The organism is Qipengyuania sp. S6317L1 (assembly GCF_023015615.1).
Classification (GTDB): Bacteria; Pseudomonadota; Alphaproteobacteria; order Sphingomonadales; family Sphingomonadaceae; genus Erythrobacter.
Genome location: NZ_JALKAJ010000005.1, coordinates 1 through 15180, shown reverse-complemented (window position 1 = coordinate 15180; position 15180 = coordinate 1). Strand labels below are relative to the sequence as shown.

Here is a 15180-nt window from a genome sequence, read left to right as displayed (position 1 = left end):
GCGCGAATGATGGTCTTTACTGGACCTCTTGAAGACCGGATTGCGATCCGCGAATTGATGAACACCCATGCTCACGGCGTGATGAGCCAAGACCCGGAAATCTGGGGCTCAATCTGGGCGGACGATGCGCGCTGGGAATTGCCGGAATATCCTGACCTTGGCGTGTTCGAAGGCAAAGAGACGATCGTCAACAATTGGATCGAATCCATGAAAGTTTACGGCACGAGCAAGATGCAAAAGCCGATGGTCTATTTCATGGAGCCGGGCGCGATTGAGGTCGATGGCGATACCGCCACATCGACCGGATATACTCACGAAGTGTACGAGGACCCGCACAACGACGGCCAATTGGTGCGCGGCACCGGCCGGTATGACGACCGTCTGGAAAAGCGCGAGGGCCAATGGCTTTTCACTTACCGCGCCTATCGCATCATCCACGAAGAACGCGGTTAGATTTCTGAGGAGTGCTCTTCGACCGTAAAGACGCGAATGCGCGTTCGGTCGAAGAGCTTCTCTTCATCCTCGGCGATCATCGCGGCGATATCGGGCTGGCTCGCGCTTTCGAAAAACGCATCCATCCGCGCCCGATCGGGAAAATCGATTTCCATCACCACATCGAAATCACAAGGTTGATCCTCGCCATCGAGCGGATGGATAAACCGCCTGATATAGCGCGTCGCAAAGCCTTTCAGCACGCGCTCACCGATCTTACGGTGCTGTGCCTCGTAATAATCGATGAAATCCGCCTTGCTCATGCCGTCGCGGCGTCTGAGCAATGTTATCAGCGTAACCCCACTCAAGAGACAGGCTTTGGCGCATCGGGATCTTCGGCAAGATACCAGTTCAGCCATTTGTGAAAATGCTGATTGCCGATTTCATTGCGGCCAAACACCAGCTCTTTGTGCGCGCCGGTTTCGACCCCCTTCTGGATAGCGTCACCCATCAGATAATCTTCCTGATAAGTCACGTCGCGAAAGAAGGTGATGAAACCTTCGGTCGTCTCGCGGTCTTCATCATCCTTATACGGCTCGCGGCGCAGGTAATTGAGAACGGTCCGATTTTTGTCAGGCGTCGGCCCAGGAAAAAGCTGGGCGATCTGAGTGATCTCCGGCGCGATAAAGCTTGAGACGTTGGGGAACAGGATACGGACAAAATCAAAGCCGTTATTCTCTTGAGTGCCCCATTCCTCACGCGGGACATTGCTCAAGTTCTCGGCAATTGCGTGATGCGGAAAACCGATCCGCATATGCGGCCCGAAGAAGTCGAAATGCATCCGGTTCGACGGGGTGCGCGGATGAACTGTCTCTGGGTGCAGAGCGGCGAAGTGATACCCTTCGAGATAACCGTCATAGGCAATTTTCCAATTGGCACCCTGGATTTCATGGCTGCCAAGAAATGACCAATTGGCAAGATCCATATCCTCGTAATCGCCCAGCGCGCCTTGGAAGAATTCGTCGATGTCGATTGATCCATCTGGATCAAGGCAAACGAAGATCATCCCCGCGCGTTCTTCGCAAGGCAGTTCGCGCAAGGCTCGCTTGCTCTTGTCTACATCGCCAAACAGCTCTTTTTCCGAAACCGCGAGCAGCTTACCGTCAAGGCCATAAGTCCATGCGTGGTACGGGCACACAAAGCGCGAACAGCTCCCGTGACCATCCTCGGCGACTGGCGCGCCGCGGTGCGAACATACATTCAAGAATGCGTGTACTTGGCCCTTTTTGTCGCGCGTAATCAGGATCGGCATCCCCACCGCTTCCATGGCTTTGTAACTGCCCGGCTCTTTCAATTCGGCAGTAAACGCCAGCATCAGCGGCAGTTTTTTGAAAACGACATCAATCTCGCGCTGCCATTGCTCAGGGTCGGAATAGGCATCGGCAGCGATCGGCAGAACGCTGTCGGTCAGATGCGTGTGTTTATTCTCGACATAATCGATCATCGCCTCTGCTGCGTTGCCGATGGATTTGATCCGTTCTACCTTTGTCATGGCGTCCCAATTCTCCCAGTTTGCACCAAGTTGTGACGCAGCTTGTATCCCTCCACAAGCTGTTACAGATGAGAGGTGAAGCACGATGCGCATAACGATAGGTCGCAGCGCGGAGGGATGACCATCAATGGGCAAAAAAGCACCGTGGAGCTGGCTGAAGGAGCCGCCCGCACATCATATCAGTCACGCACAAGGTGAGTGGCGCGAAGAGACGATCGCCAGCCTTGCGCAATGCCGCTCGAGCGAAGACCCCGATTTTGTCGCGATAGTCGATGGCGTTCGCAATCTGACCCGCAGCGAATGGCTTGATGAAGCGCGCGCCCTCGCCGCGAGCCTTACCGATGCAGGTCTTGAACCGGGCGATGTCATAGCGTTTCAGTTGCCCAATTGGCATGAGGCTGCGGTGATAAACCTTGCTGCGGTGCTTGCAGGGTTGGTCGTCAATCCGATCGTACCGATCTATCGCGACGCTGAAGTGCGCCAGATGTTGGGCGATTGCGGCGCAAAGGCGATTTTCACCTGCACCGAATTTCGCCGCTTCGATTTTGCCGCCATGGCAACGCGCCTCAGCAATGATCTGCCTGATCTGGCCCACGTTTTTACCGTTCGAGGCGATGGTCCAAATGACCTCAAATCCCTGATCGAACGCGGACGACAATTGTCATTCGAGCCTGCTCGGGTTCCAGCGGGCGCCGTCAAAATGGTGCTGTTTACATCGGGCACTACGGGGCGCCCCAAGGGCGTGCTTCACGCTCACGCAACGCTTGACCATGTGATCCGCAAAAGCGGCGCACATTGGGGTATTCGCGACGGCGATGCGATCCTCATGCCATCCCCTGTCACCCACGTTTCAGGTTACGCCAATGGCCTTGAAATGCCGCTCATTTGCGGGACGCGAACGATATTGATGGAAAGCTGGAACGCCGACGAAGCGGTTGATCTGATCGAAGAACACCAGATCGCCGGAACAGTCGCAGCAACACCGTTTCTCGTCGAGCTTGCCGACCGTGCGCGGGCGCGGGAAAAAACGCTGCCCGGCTTCCGCTTCTTCGCTTGTGGAGGGGCGGCGGTGCCACCTGATCTTATTCCGGCGGCCAATGCGGCCTTTTGCAACCTGCGCGCTTTCCGCGTATTCGGTGCATCGGAAGTGCCGCTCGTCACCTATGGCTGGCCTCAGAATGAAACTCTTGCGGCAACAACCGACGGCGAAGTGATCGACTATGACGTCCGTATCGTCGATGACGAGGGCCGCGATGTCCCGGCCGGACAAGAGGGCGAGATTATCGCCCGCGGTCCTGCAATGATGCTGGGCTATGCAGACGAAGCGCAAAGCCGGGATGCGATCACACCTGATGGGTATTTTCAGACGGGCGACCTTGGTACGCTCGACGAAAATGGCGCTCTGACTGTGACAGGACGCAAGAAAGATCTGATTATTCGCGGCGGCGAAAACATCAGTGCAGTCGAGATCGAGGATGTGCTCCGCACCCATCCGAACGTAACCGACGCCAGCGTAGTCGCCATGCCGCATGAACGACTGGGCGAAGGCGTTTGCGCCTACATCATCGCTGATGGCGAAACGCCAGAGGTTCAAAGCCTGATCGACCATGTGATCGCCAGTGGCCTTGCCAAGCAGAAGATCCCGGAACGCTGGGAATTTGTCGACGATTACCCGCGCACCGCCAGCGGAAAGATCCGAAAGGACCAATTGCGCGCTGATATTAAAGCGAAACTTGAAAACGGCTGATCAAACTGCGGCAGCGACACCGAGCAGGACACAAACGACACTGAGAATGCCGAAATGCAGGCACGCAGCAAAAAGGAAGGACGAGATCGCTCAGAGCCTATCCATCGCAGCTGCAACAGCTGCATCCATTTCCTTGGCCGTCGGATTGCGCCGCAAGGTGAGGCCGCCGTTCACCTGTAAATTCTCGCCGGTCATGAAACATTCGTCCTTGGCGAGCCAAACGGCAGCCGCGGCAATGTCTTGCGACGTGCCCCACCGGCCTAGCGGATAGCTATCTCTGAAGCTCTCCATCAGCCCGGGCACTTCCTGCGCCTCGGCTGTCATTGGCGTTTCGGTGAGGCCGGGCGAAATCGTGTTGGCGCGAATTCCCTCCTCGCCAAATTCATGAGCGACACACCGAATGACGTGATCAATGCCGGCCTTGGTGCCCATATAGGCGGCGTGGTTGTTGAGCATGATGGTCGAGGTGGCCGAACTGATCTGGATGATCGAGCCGCCCCGCCCACCGCGGCTTTGCGCCATTACCCGGATCAATGCCTGAAAAAACTGGAACGGTCCGATGAACTGCAGCTGCGTCATCGTCTCCAATTGTTCGCGCGTGTTGTCGAGAAACGGAGTGAGCAGCCCCCACCCTGTCGCATTCACCGCAACGTCAATTCCGCCAAGCTCACGACTGGCTTCTTTGACCAACGCGTTAACGCTGTCTTCGTCCGTGATGTCGGCGGGCGCGAAACAACATCCCGTCTCGCTGGCAAATGCGTCCAAGGGCTCGACCTTGCGCCCTGAAACAAGAACGCGAGCCCCTTCTTTCATGAACCTGCGCGCGATATGCTGGCCCATATTGTCGGCACTGCTCGCGCCGATGATCAGGGCGGTTTTCCCGTCGAGTTGTCCCATCGTCTAACTCCCTCTCTTCATCGGAATATCAAGATGACGAGAGAAAATAGCCTAATGGAAATTACAGTGGCGCGGCCGTGCGACCTGCTTCACCGTGTGTTCCAATAGGCATTTTGCAAAAAGGGAACATGCGATGGATCTGGGACTAAAAGGTTTGAAAGCCATTCTTGTGGGCGCAAATGGCGGTATCGGCCGCGAGGTCGCGCTCGCGTTGGCAGGCGAAGGGTGCGACATCGCACTGTGTGGCCGCAGTCAGGACAAGGTCGATAAAGTGGTCGGCGAGCTTGGGTCTTCGGGTGTGAAGGTCCACGCGAAATCGCTCGATGTGACTGAAGCAGAGGCTGTTCCAGCCTTTGTGAACGAAGCAGCAGAGGCACTGGGCGGCTGCGACATTTTCATCAGCTTTACCTCTGCCAACCTTGGCGAGGACAGCGATGCAGGATGGCAGGCTGTTCTGGATGCCGACATCCTTCCGCTTCGCCGCGGTCTCGCCGCCGCAAAGCCGCATCTCGACAAATCCGACAATGCCAGCGTGATCTGCATGAGCTCGACCGGCGCGGTCGAGGAATTCATGGGAGCACAGCCATATAACGCGCTCAAGGCCGCTGTGATTAACTACGCCTCTGCGCTGGCGCAAAACATGGCCGCTGAGGGCATCAGGGTGAATTGCATCACGCCTGGTCCGGTGATGACCGACGATGGCCCCTGGCTTCAGATCAAGGACCAGATGCCCGACTTCTACAACGCGACCATCGCCGCCATTCCGGCGGGTCGCATGACCACGGGCAAAGAATTGGCGCGAACGATCGCCTTTGTTGCCTCACCTGCCAGCGTCCCGATGACGGGCGGCAATATCGTCGTCGATGGCGGTTACACCAAGCGGGTGCAGTTCTAGTTTTTGCACCGAAACGGATGATTTGGCGGTGCCAATACGCATCGCCAATCAACCGCAAACCACCTAGGCACAGTGCCAGCTAGCCAATGGGATAGTGCACTATGCGCCCCGTTTCCCTTACGTCACAAGAAAAATAAGGCTCTTGGGAGAGGGAAATGAGAATGATTAATCGTGCCACTTTGCTATCGACGGTTGCCATGGGTCTTGCGGCGACTGCAACACCTGCATTGGCCCAATCTGATGTATCATCCGCGAATGAGCAGCAGGAAGGCGGGCTTAACGAGATTCTCGTCACCGCGCGGAAACGCGAGGAAAGCGTTCAGGATGTGCCGGTCGCTGTCACTGCGCTTTCTGCCGAAGTGCTCGAGCGCCGCGACATCACCAGCATCGAGAGAATTGCCGCTGCGACGCCTAACCTGAATGTCGGGCGGGCTTCCAACGGTTCGTCGGCTCAAATCACGCTTCGCGGCGTTGGTTCTTCATCGACGTCGATTGGTATTGAGCAATCGGTCGCGGTGGTTGTCGACGGAGCCTATTACGGCCAGGGCCGCGTCATCGAGGAAGGGTTTTTCGATCTCGAGCGCGTTGAGGTGCTGAAAGGCCCGCAAGCTCTCTTCTTCGGTAAGAACGCGACCGCCGGTGTGATCTCGCTGACCACCAAGGGTCCGACCGATATCTGGGAAGGCCACGTCAAGGCCGGATATGAGTTCAAGGCCGAACAATATGTATTCGAAGGTGCCGTCGGCGGCCCGATAACCGATACCCTTGGCATCCGTTTGGCTGTCCGTTACTCTGATATGGACGGCGGCTACTACCGCAACGAGTCAGTCAATCGCAGCTACACCACCGTGGATACGGCAGCAGGCTTCGGAAATCCGGAAACGCTGATCTCTACTCCTGTCGAGAGCCCGATGCCTCAACAGGAAGTGTTCCTTGCGCGCGGCACTTTGGAGTTTGAGCCGACCAGCGACCTCACCATGACGGTCAAGGTTACGCACAACCGCAACGATACGCTCAACAACAGCTGGAACTATGTGGCTTTCCAGTGCGGACTGCCAAGCGGAATAAGCCAGCTTACAGGTTTTCCTTGCGAGGAAGATTTCGTCACGCATCAAAACAATTTCCCCCTCGAGATTGCAGCAGATGCCGACTTCGCACGTGAAGATGGCGCGCTCTACAATAGCTATCGCAGCTGGGCTGTGAACGGCGGTATCGAGTATGTGGCAGGTGACGTGCTCATCAACTCTGTGACCAATTACCAATGGAACAACAACAGCTGGGCGTGCGCGTGCGACTTCCAGACGAGCGATGCAACGCCGACCTGGGCCACCGAAGACGCAACATGGGAAGCGTTCTCGCAAGAGCTGCGTTTCACGTCGGATTTCGACGGGATTTTCAATTTCATGATCGGCGGTCTTTTCCAGAGCACGCAGCGTGACTTCTTCCAATACGGTTACTACGGCGGCGTGCGCAACACCGACGCGCCGCGTCCGGGGCTGGTCTATGCCGCATCTGAAAAGATCAGCGATACGTCGGGCGAAACGCTGGCGATCTTTGGTCAGGTTCGTGTCGAGTTTCTCGAAAACCTCGAGCTCGCGGTAGGGGGCCGTTATACCGACGAGTCCAAAGAGAGCTTTTTCTCACAGCCATACGTGAACCCTGCGCTTACCGGCATCTTCCGTCCGGGCAGCGATCCGCTTGGCACTATCACTGCCGATCAGAGCTTCAGCGATTTCACGCCTGAAGTAACGTTGACCTACAAGCCGACCCCTGATCTGCTGATCTACGGTGCTTACAAGACCGCGTATAAGTCTGGTGGTTTCTCGAACGGCGGTATCAACTCGGGCCTGTCGGCCGACCCTCTGAGCGATCTGACCTTCAACCCGGAAACTGCTTCTGGTTTTGAAGCTGGTGTCAAAGCGACGCTTGCGGACAATCAACTGCGGCTCGGGCTCAACATCTTCGATTACGACTACAACGATTTCCAGGTCGACTTCTTCAACTCGCCCATCTTCGCATTCCAAACCCTTACGGCGGACGCGAATACCAAAGGCATTGAACTCGACTTTGAATTCGCGCCTTATGCCGTGCCTGGTCTGAACATCACCGGCTCGATCAACTACAATGACGCAAAGTACGATAGCTTCCCGCTCGGCCCCTGCTATGCAGGCCAAACGCCGGCCGCTGGATGCAGCATCACCGTCTCTGCGGTTGATTCGCGTCAGGACCTCTCCGGTGCTCCTCTTTCAGTGGCACCTGAATGGACGGGTAACCTTGGTGTCTTCTACGAAACCGATGTGTCTGACAACTTCCGCATCAGCTTCAACGGAAACGTCCGTTACAGCGACAGCTATCTTGCCTCGGGCTTCGGAAATCCGCTTTCGAAACAAGACAGCTACGCCACTCTGGATGCCGGTTTCACCTTTGGTGCCGCAGACCGCAACTGGCAGCTCGCGGTGATCGGCAAGAACCTGACCAATGAGTTCTACGTGACCGGGGTGGTCGATGGTCCGGGCACGGGTAGCGGCACCGGTACGGCAGCTGGCGTTCCCGCCGACCAGCTGGGTTTTGGCACCTTGCCACGCACCGTCATGGTCGAGTTGACCAAACGGTTCTAAACTCCAAACCTACCGGACGAAAAAAGGGCGGCGAGTTCAATCAACTCGCCGCCCTTTTTGTTTGGCTTGATGAGCTTGGTCGGGATCAGGTGATCTTGAGGATCAGCTTGCCGGTGTTCGCACCTGAGAAGAGGCGCATGAAAGCAGCATAGGCATTCTCAAGTCCCTCCTGCACGTCTTCATCCATGACGAGCCTCCCTTCTGCCATCCATTGCCCCATTTGCGCGCCGCCATCGGCGAAGCGATCGACATAGGCAGAGATGAGATAGCCGTGAAGCGTCGCTTCCTGCGTCAAAACCCGCCACAAATTGCGCGCGCCGTGTTTTTCGGGCGAATTATACTCGCTGATAAGGCCGCACAAAACGACCCGCGCGTGTTTTGCAAGGTTAAGCAATTCGGCATCAAGGACAGCGCCCCCGACATTTTCGAAGACTATATCAACGCCTTGCGGGGCCACAGCTGCAATCTCCTGCGCCAATTCGTCAACTGTCTTTCCCTTATAATCGATTGCAACATCATAGCCGTAACGCTCGGTCAGACGGCGGCACTTCTCTGCTCCTCCAGCGATACCGATGGTGCGGCACCCGCTGATCTTTCCGATTTGCCCGACCACCGAACCAACCGCGCCCGCAGCGCCGGATACGATGAGTGTTTCGCCCGGCTTTGGCTTCGCCACTTCGAGCAGGCCGAAATAGGCGGTGAGGCCGACCGCGCCCATTGCGCTTAGAAACTGCGTGGGACTTTCAACCTGAGAGACATCGATGTTGCTTGTAAATCCACCCGCCGTAGCCAGCGAATAGTCTTCAAGCGCGTTCAATCCCATGACCCAGTCATCCACGGCAAAGTCGGGATGATTGCTGGCGTGGACCCTGCCAACCGTGGTTGCGCGCACAGGATCGCCAAGAGCGATGGGAGGCATATAGCTGGGCGCATCATCCATCCAGCCACGCTGCGCCGGGTCGAGGGAGGCGTAGTGATTGCGGATCACTATCTCACCCTCCCCCGGTTCAGGAATAGGCTCGGTAACAATCTCGAAATCCTCTGGCACGGGTGTGCCTTCGGGTCGCCTCTGCAGCAAAAATCTACGGTTCATATTCATGATCCTCTCCTTTGCTCTCAACCATCGCTCAGCGGAATTCTGGCGACACCTGTATAAAACATCAGTTCGCCTGAAGCCTGAAACCTTGGATGGTAGCACCCAAGAGAAAAGGGAGATGGCTAATTATGTCGAGATTGGCACACAAAATCGCAATCGTAACCGGCGCTGCATCGGAGCCGGGGCTTGGTAGCTCGATTGCACGCCGGTTCGCGGAGGAAGGCGCTGTGGTCTATTGCACAGACATGGACGAGGCTGGCGCAGCAAAGGTCGCTGAAAGCATCAATTCTGACGGAGGGACTGCGATCGCGCTGAAGCATGATGTGGCTGATGCCAAAGACTGGGAAAAGGTCATTGCCAAGGTAACCAATGACCATGGGGCGCCCGATATTCTCGTCAACAATGCCGGGATTGCAGTTCTTCACCTTATCGAAGATCTCACGAACGAAGGGTGGGACAAACAGCTAAGGGTCAACTTGGACAGCGTCTTCTACGGCACCCGCGGCGCGGTTGCGGCCATGCGTGAAGCAGGGAAACCCGGATCAATCATCAATATCTCATCAGTCGGGGGCATCGTTGGCGTCCCGACCTGTACCGCCTATTCCGCAACCAAAGGCGGCGTGCGTTTGATGTCAAAGTCCGTTGCTATTGAATGCGCTGCTCAGAACATTCGCGTGAACACCATCCATCCGGGAATGATCGACACCAATATGCAGGCCGAAGCGAAGAAAAATCCTGATATCTTCGATGCAGTCGTAGGCGCGGTGCCGATGCAACGTTTGGGTGAGCCGGTCGATATCGCCAACGCCTGCCTTTTCCTTGCCAGCGACGAGAGCCGTTATGTGACCGGCGCCGAGCTTGTGGTGGACGGGGGAATGACCGCGCATTGATGCGCGGTCTTCTCCTGTCAGAGCGCAACGATCACCTTGCCGGTGTTCTTGCCAGTCATCAGGCGGGTAAACGCGGTAAGTGTGTTCTCAAGCCCGGCTGTCTGATCGAATTCACCAACTAGACGCCCCTCATCGTACCATTGGCGAAGGGGGGCGTAGTAGTTTTTGCCTTGGGCAAGGTAATCAGGCAGGAAAATGCCCTTAACCGTGAGACGCTTCATCAAGATCTGATCGAAGCGGGCCGGTCCCGCATTGCCGCTCTCGCTGGTGTATCCGGTAATCAACCCGCAAATACCGATCCGGCCGTAAAGCGCCATATTGGGGAGCGCTGCATCAAGCAGATCGCCGCCGACATTTTCGAAATAGACGTTAATCCCGCCCTCAATCTTCGCCAACTCTTCGGCTACATTCTGGGTCTTGTAATTGATCGCGATATCGACACCCAGCTCGTTCGTTAGCCATGCACATTTATCGTCAGCGCCCGCGATGCCGATAACCTTACAGCCCATGTTGCGCGCAATCTGGCACGCAACGCTTCCCGTTGCGCCCGCTGCGGCAGAGACGAGCACGGTTTCGCCTTCTTTCAATTCCAATACATCGGTCAGCCCGCACATCGCCGTCTCGCCATTCAATCCAAGAACGCCGAAATGTTGACGAGTATCGGCAACATTCTCATCGAGTTTTGTGAGCCCGGCGAGCGCTGGATCAACAGTGCTGTGCGAAGCCCAGTGACCAAATCCGCGAACAAGCTCGCCTTCTTCAAAGTCGGGATGCGCCGACGCACTCACACGGCCGATAAACTGTCCCTGCATCGCCTCCCCCAATGGAATAGGCGGGGAATAGCCATCTTCGCGAGCGGTCATCCACACGCGCACACCCGGGTCCATGGACAGATACTGCGCCTCGACCTGAACGTGACCTTTGCCGGGCGGGGCCAACTCTTCAGTCTGGAGAGAAAGCGCGCTTGTATAATCATGTTCAACCGGACGCGCATCAAGCCGCCAGTATTTCCGCGTTGCCATTTCTTCGGTTCCTCTCTCAGCAGCCCTTGGGCTGGATTTGCTTATGAATGTTGCGGAAAGACCGCTTCGCAAAATACCAGCGCCCATCGATCTTGACGCATTCGTCCTCGTACTGGCCGCGATCGCGCACAGTGTTGCCGTCCTGGTCATAGACCTCAGCGGTGAAGCTGCGGACGGTGGCGCGATCGCCGTCAATTTCGATGGAGCCGGGCCATGCCTCGAACATAATGCCGGGATATTGCTCCATCGCGCCCTGCCACAAGGCGACGATATTTGCGCGGCCGTCTTGTGCCGGAAATTCCGGATAGTCGGGCATTTCCCATCGGCTGTCTTCGGCCCATGTCGACCCCCACGCCTGCGCATCGCGCATCGTCACGGCATCGGCATAGGCATCGATCAACTCGCGAATGGCGAGCCGGTCCTCGTAAGGTCCGGTAAAAGGCATCGTCTCTCTCCCTCGTCTGTGGCAACTGGTATAGAGCGCGCCTTCCGCCAAGACAGCTATGGGAAAAGGCAGGTCAGCTTGTGAGCGTTGGTTTTTCGCCCTGCCCCGGCGGTGTTGCAGGCACGCCAACCTCTATCATCCCGTCGCTGATCCGGACTGAGAATGATTTAAGCGCAGGGTAAGCCCCGCCGACACAGCGGCCCGACTTCACTTCAAAGCGCGCACCATGCAAGGGGCACATGATGGTACCGCGCCGGACGCGGCCACCCGACAGCGCGGCTGCCTGATGGGTGCAGCAATCGTTATAAGCGAAATACTCATCCCCCTCGCGCACGATCAGCGCCTGCCATTCACCGGCCTTTGCCGACAATTTGCCATCTGCGGGAAATTCGGTCTCTTTTGAAACTTGGTGCCAGCTTTCGCTCACGCGTAATTCTCCTCTGTCTCTCTCTTAGCCTAACGATCTCTCGGCCTGACGGCGGGCTATCAAATCGGCTAGGTCAAATTGCACGCGCTATAGTCGAGAACACAAGGCAAAGGGAGAAGCGATATGACAATGACCCACGATGAAAAAGTTGCCTTCATTGACGAACTCTATGCCTCGACTGGAGAGGGCGATTGGGACAAGGCCGCCTCGATGCTGACCGACGATTTCGTCGCATCCGAAGCGCCCGGCCTTCCCATGGCAGGCGATTTCAAAGGAAAAAACGGACTAAAAGAGCTGTACCTTAAGGTCTTCAGCCTTGCCGACATCGCCGGCCTTTCGCGCACGGTTACCACCACCGGAGGCGACTATGCGGTGACAATCCTTGAAATCCAATATGCCGACTCCTCGATACCGCCTTCGGAAATCTGCGAGGTCTTCAAGTTCCGCGATGGCAAATGTTGCATGATCAAGCCGTATTACTTCGACCCGAAATCGATCAATGACGCCGCTGCGGCAAAGGCGGCAGGCTAATGTCGAGCGAGCGCGCCTCTACCATCGCAAACAGTGTCGAAACTTTCGTTCGGGAACAGGTCGTTCCGTTTGAGAGCGATCCGCGCTGGGGCGACCATGGACCGGCCGATGAGCTGGTGCAGGAACTTCGCGGTCTTGCGAGGGAGGCGGGCGTTCTCACCCCGCACATTCTCGAGGATGGATCGCATCTTACGCATACAGAAACCGCAAAGGTTCTGCGCGCAACCGGACTGTCGCCACTAGGGACGCTGGCCTGCAATGTCATGGCGCCCGATGAGGGCAATATGTACCTGCTTTCCCAAGTTGGCGATGCGCAGATCAAAGAGCGGTTCCTTGCGCCGCTCGTTTCGGGAGAGGCGCGCTCGGCTTTCTTCATGACCGAACCGGCCAGCGAAGGTGGCGCGGGCTCGGATCCCTCAATGATGCAGACCACCTGCCGGCTCGACGGCAACCACTGGGTCGTGAACGGACGAAAGGCGTTTATCACCGGGGCCGAGGGTGCGAAGGTCGGCATTGTGATGGCCCGTTCCATCGACCCGTCTTCGGAAGGCGGCGCGTGTATGTTCCTCGTCGATCTTCCCGATCCCGCGATCCAGATCGACCGCGTACTCGACACAATCGACAATTCGATGCCCGGCGGTCATGCTGTCATCACCATTAACGACCTTCGTATTCCTGTCGATCAAATGCTCGGCGAAGCGGGCGAAGGGTTCAAATATGCGCAAGTGCGCCTTGCGCCTGCCCGTTTGACGCACTGCTCGCGCTGGCTCGGGCTTGCCATTCGTGCGCAGGAGATCGCGACCGATTACGCCTGCCGCCGACAAGCTTTTGGCAAACCTTTGGTCGACCACGAGGGCGTCGGCTTCATGCTGGCCCAGAACAAGATCGACCTTCAAGCTTGTGAGCTGATGATCGACTGGTGCGCTGGCGTGCTCGACACGGGTGACCTTGGGACCACTGAAAGCTCGATGGCCAAGACCTTCGTTGCGGAAACCCTGTTCCAGATCGCTGACCGCTGCGTGCAATGCATGGGCGGCACTGGTGTCACGGGCGATTCTATCGTCGAACTGCTGTTCCGTGAGGTTCGCGCCTTTCGCATTTACGATGGCCCGACCGAAGTTCACAAATGGAGCCTTGCGAAGAAGATCAAGCGCGAGTGGCGGGACGCGAATTCGTAAAGAAGCGCGTCTTTGCGGCCTACCGCTTCGCTGCTTGAGGCCTCCCCAATCAAATATGGATCGCTTTACCGTAGGCGTCGAGCACGCTTTCGTGCATCATTTCTGACAGCGTCGGGTGCGCAAAGACGGTTTGCATAAGCTCGGCCTCGGTCGTCTCAAGCGTCTTGCCCACGGTGTATCCCTGGATCAGCTCGGTGACTTCAGCGCCCACCATATGCGCGCCCAGAAGCTCGCCGGTTTTCGCGTCGAACACGGTCTTGATAAATCCTTCCGCTTCGCCAAGCGCGATGGCCTTGCCGTTGCCGATGAAGGGGAAATTGCCGACTTTCAGTTCGTAGCCCGCTTCCTTCGCCTTGGCCTCGGTCATGCCGACGCTGGCGACTTGCGGGTGGCAATAGGTGCAGCCCGGAATGTTCGAGCGGTCCATTGCGTGGGGGTGGACCTCGGTGTTGCCGAGTTCCTGCGCAATCGCTTCGGCTGCGGTCACGCCCTCGTGGCTTGCCTTGTGCGCGAGCCATGGCCCCGGCGTGCAATCGCCAATCGCCCACAGGCCATCCGACTTGGTGCGGCCATATTCGTCAATCTGGATAAAGCCCTTGTCCATCTCGGCAAGATCGTCGAGGCCGATATCTTCGGTGTTGGGCACGATGCCAATCGCGGTGATCACGTGGCTGAACTCGGTGGTTTCGGTATTGCCGTCCTTGTCCTTGATCGTCGCCGTCACGCTCTTGTCGCCAACCTTCAGGTCTTCGACCCCTGCCCCGGTCATAATCGCAATGCCTTGCTTGGTCAGGCTCTTTTCAAGGAAGGTCGATACGTCTGCATCTTCCACCGGCACGATCCGGTCGAGCATCTCGACCACGGTCACATCAACGCCAATGTCGTTGTAGAAGCTGGCAAATTCGATCCCGATTGCGCCTGATCCGATCACCAGAAGTTTGGTCGGTTTTTCGGGCGGGGTCATCGCATGGCGATAGGTCCAAACGCGCTTCCCGTCTGCGGGCGCAAAAGGCAGATCGCGTGCACGCGCACCGGTGGCGACGATGATATGCTTGGCGGTGAGTTCTTCCTCGCCCTTATCGCTTGTCACCGTGAGCGAGGTTGGACCCGACAGCCGCCCCTCGCCCATGTGGACGGTGATTTTGTTCTTCTTCATCAAATGGGTGACGCCCTGATTAAGCTGTTTGGCAACGCCGCGCGAACGTTTCACAATCGCTTCCAGATCAGCCTCGATCTCGCCAGCGACTTTGAGACCATAATCGCTTGCATGGTTCATCTGGTGAAAGACTTCCGCGCTGCGCAGCATCGCCTTGGTCGGAATACAGCCCCAGTTGAGGCAGATGCCTCCAAGCAGTTCACGCTCCACAATCGCGGTCTTCAATCCCAATTGCGAGGCACGAATGGCCGCCACATAGCCACCAGGGCCAGAGCCCAGCACAATCACGTCGTA

At 57.1% G+C, this 15180-nt stretch carries 15 protein-coding genes; 7 read left to right on the top strand and 8 right to left on the bottom strand.

Annotated elements, in window-relative coordinates; translation table 11 throughout:
* The first annotated feature begins 6 nt into the window (after positions 1–6).
* Complete coding sequence (locus MWU38_RS11705; protein WP_348646893.1) at positions 7–453, top strand: nuclear transport factor 2 family protein; 447 nt, start codon at positions 7–9, stop codon at positions 451–453.
* Here the strand turns inward: MWU38_RS11705 and MWU38_RS11700 are convergent.
* Together MWU38_RS11700 and MWU38_RS11695 are read right to left on the bottom strand one after the other, a co-directional pair.
* Positions 450–755, bottom strand: a complete 306-nt coding sequence (locus tag MWU38_RS11700) for an EthD domain-containing protein (RefSeq protein ID WP_247272000.1) — start codon at positions 753–755, stop codon at positions 450–452. The two genes, MWU38_RS11705 and MWU38_RS11700, sit on opposite strands and share 4 nt — an antisense overlap.
* A gap of 41 nt (positions 756–796) precedes the next feature.
* On the bottom strand, positions 797–1984 hold the full coding sequence (locus tag MWU38_RS11695) for an SRPBCC family protein (protein ID WP_247271999.1): 1188 nt from the start codon (positions 1982–1984) through the stop codon (positions 797–799).
* 127 nt (positions 1985–2111) lie between these two features.
* Between MWU38_RS11695 and MWU38_RS11690 the strand changes: the two genes are divergently transcribed.
* A complete protein-coding gene (locus tag MWU38_RS11690) occupies positions 2112–3731 on the top strand; it encodes an AMP-binding protein (protein WP_247271998.1) in 1620 nt (539 codons plus the stop codon).
* A 90-nt stretch (positions 3732–3821) separates the two neighbouring features.
* Here the strand turns inward: MWU38_RS11690 and MWU38_RS11685 are convergent, their stop codons facing one another.
* A complete protein-coding gene (locus MWU38_RS11685; RefSeq protein WP_247271997.1) occupies positions 3822–4628 on the bottom strand; it encodes an SDR family oxidoreductase in 807 nt (268 codons plus the stop codon).
* 133 nt (positions 4629–4761) lie between these two features.
* On the opposite strand from MWU38_RS11685, the gene MWU38_RS11680 reads away from it, so the two are divergent.
* On the top strand, positions 4762–5523 hold the full coding sequence (locus tag MWU38_RS11680) for an SDR family oxidoreductase (protein WP_247271996.1): 762 nt from the start codon (positions 4762–4764) through the stop codon (positions 5521–5523).
* A 161-nt stretch (positions 5524–5684) separates the two neighbouring features.
* Positions 5685–8141: a TonB-dependent receptor gene (locus MWU38_RS11675; protein ID WP_348646892.1), complete on the top strand. Its 2457-nt coding sequence runs from the start codon at positions 5685–5687 to the stop codon at positions 8139–8141.
* Positions 8142–8226: 85 nt separating this feature from the next.
* On the opposite strand, the gene MWU38_RS11670 is transcribed toward MWU38_RS11675, so the two are convergent.
* Complete coding sequence (locus tag MWU38_RS11670; protein WP_247271994.1) at positions 8227–9240, bottom strand: NADP-dependent oxidoreductase; 1014 nt, start codon at positions 9238–9240, stop codon at positions 8227–8229.
* A 125-nt stretch (positions 9241–9365) separates the two neighbouring features.
* Here MWU38_RS11670 and MWU38_RS11665 point away from each other — a divergent pair, with 125 nt between their 5' ends.
* Positions 9366–10127, top strand: a complete 762-nt coding sequence (locus MWU38_RS11665) for a glucose 1-dehydrogenase (RefSeq protein ID WP_247271993.1) — start codon at positions 9366–9368, stop codon at positions 10125–10127.
* 17 nt (positions 10128–10144) lie between these two features.
* Here MWU38_RS11665 and MWU38_RS11660 read toward each other — a convergent pair whose 3' ends face one another.
* The 3 genes from MWU38_RS11660 to MWU38_RS11650 form a co-directional block, all read right to left on the bottom strand.
* Positions 10145–11149 carry an NADP-dependent oxidoreductase gene (locus tag MWU38_RS11660; RefSeq protein ID WP_247271992.1) on the bottom strand — a complete coding sequence of 335 codons (1005 nt, stop codon included), beginning with the start codon at positions 11147–11149 and terminating at the stop codon, positions 10145–10147.
* A 16-nt stretch (positions 11150–11165) separates the two neighbouring features.
* Positions 11166–11594, bottom strand: a complete 429-nt coding sequence (locus tag MWU38_RS11655; protein ID WP_247271991.1) for a nuclear transport factor 2 family protein — start codon at positions 11592–11594, stop codon at positions 11166–11168.
* Between the two features lie 73 nt (positions 11595–11667).
* Entirely contained in the window at positions 11668–12021 is a 354-nt protein-coding gene (locus MWU38_RS11650; RefSeq protein WP_247271990.1) for a Rieske (2Fe-2S) protein, read from the bottom strand.
* 123 nt (positions 12022–12144) lie between these two features.
* Between MWU38_RS11650 and MWU38_RS11645 the strand changes: the two genes are divergently transcribed.
* A complete protein-coding gene (locus MWU38_RS11645) occupies positions 12145–12552 on the top strand; it encodes a nuclear transport factor 2 family protein (protein ID WP_348646891.1) in 408 nt (135 codons plus the stop codon).
* Positions 12552–13730: an acyl-CoA dehydrogenase gene (locus MWU38_RS11640; protein WP_247271989.1), complete on the top strand. Its 1179-nt coding sequence runs from the start codon at positions 12552–12554 to the stop codon at positions 13728–13730. The genes MWU38_RS11645 and MWU38_RS11640 overlap by 1 nt, the downstream gene beginning before the upstream one ends.
* Positions 13731–13779: 49 nt before the next feature.
* On the opposite strand, the gene lpdA is transcribed toward MWU38_RS11640, so the two are convergent.
* Positions 13780–15180, bottom strand: a 1401-nt coding sequence (gene lpdA, locus MWU38_RS11635; RefSeq protein ID WP_247271988.1) for a dihydrolipoyl dehydrogenase, incomplete at its 5' end; no start/stop codon positions are given.

What these genes read in the sequence shown, in the direction of transcription:
- MWU38_RS11655 (WP_247271991.1), bottom strand. Translation starts at nt 11,594, where the DNA reads ATGCCTTTTACCGGACCTTACGAGGACCGGCTCGCCATTCGCGAGTTG.
- MWU38_RS11695 (WP_247271999.1), bottom strand. Translation starts at nt 1,984, where the DNA reads ATGACAAAGGTAGAACGGATCAAATCCATCGGCAACGCAGCAGAGGCG.
- MWU38_RS11685 (WP_247271997.1), bottom strand. Translation starts at nt 4,628, where the DNA reads ATGGGACAACTCGACGGGAAAACCGCCCTGATCATCGGCGCGAGCAGT.
- MWU38_RS11640 (WP_247271989.1), top strand. Translation starts at nt 12,552, where the DNA reads ATGTCGAGCGAGCGCGCCTCTACCATCGCAAACAGTGTCGAAACTTTC.
- MWU38_RS11675 (WP_348646892.1), top strand. Translation starts at nt 5,685, where the DNA reads ATGATTAATCGTGCCACTTTGCTATCGACGGTTGCCATGGGTCTTGCG.
- MWU38_RS11700 (WP_247272000.1), bottom strand. Translation starts at nt 755, where the DNA reads ATGAGCAAGGCGGATTTCATCGATTATTACGAGGCACAGCACCGTAAG.
- MWU38_RS11645 (WP_348646891.1), top strand. Translation starts at nt 12,145, where the DNA reads ATGACAATGACCCACGATGAAAAAGTTGCCTTCATTGACGAACTCTAT.
- MWU38_RS11690 (WP_247271998.1), top strand. Translation starts at nt 2,112, where the DNA reads ATGGGCAAAAAAGCACCGTGGAGCTGGCTGAAGGAGCCGCCCGCACAT.
- MWU38_RS11705 (WP_348646893.1), top strand. Translation starts at nt 7, where the DNA reads ATGATGGTCTTTACTGGACCTCTTGAAGACCGGATTGCGATCCGCGAA.
- MWU38_RS11680 (WP_247271996.1), top strand. Translation starts at nt 4,762, where the DNA reads ATGGATCTGGGACTAAAAGGTTTGAAAGCCATTCTTGTGGGCGCAAAT.
- MWU38_RS11670 (WP_247271994.1), bottom strand. Translation starts at nt 9,240, where the DNA reads ATGAATATGAACCGTAGATTTTTGCTGCAGAGGCGACCCGAAGGCACA.
- MWU38_RS11665 (WP_247271993.1), top strand. Translation starts at nt 9,366, where the DNA reads ATGTCGAGATTGGCACACAAAATCGCAATCGTAACCGGCGCTGCATCG.
- MWU38_RS11660 (WP_247271992.1), bottom strand. Translation starts at nt 11,149, where the DNA reads ATGGCAACGCGGAAATACTGGCGGCTTGATGCGCGTCCGGTTGAACAT.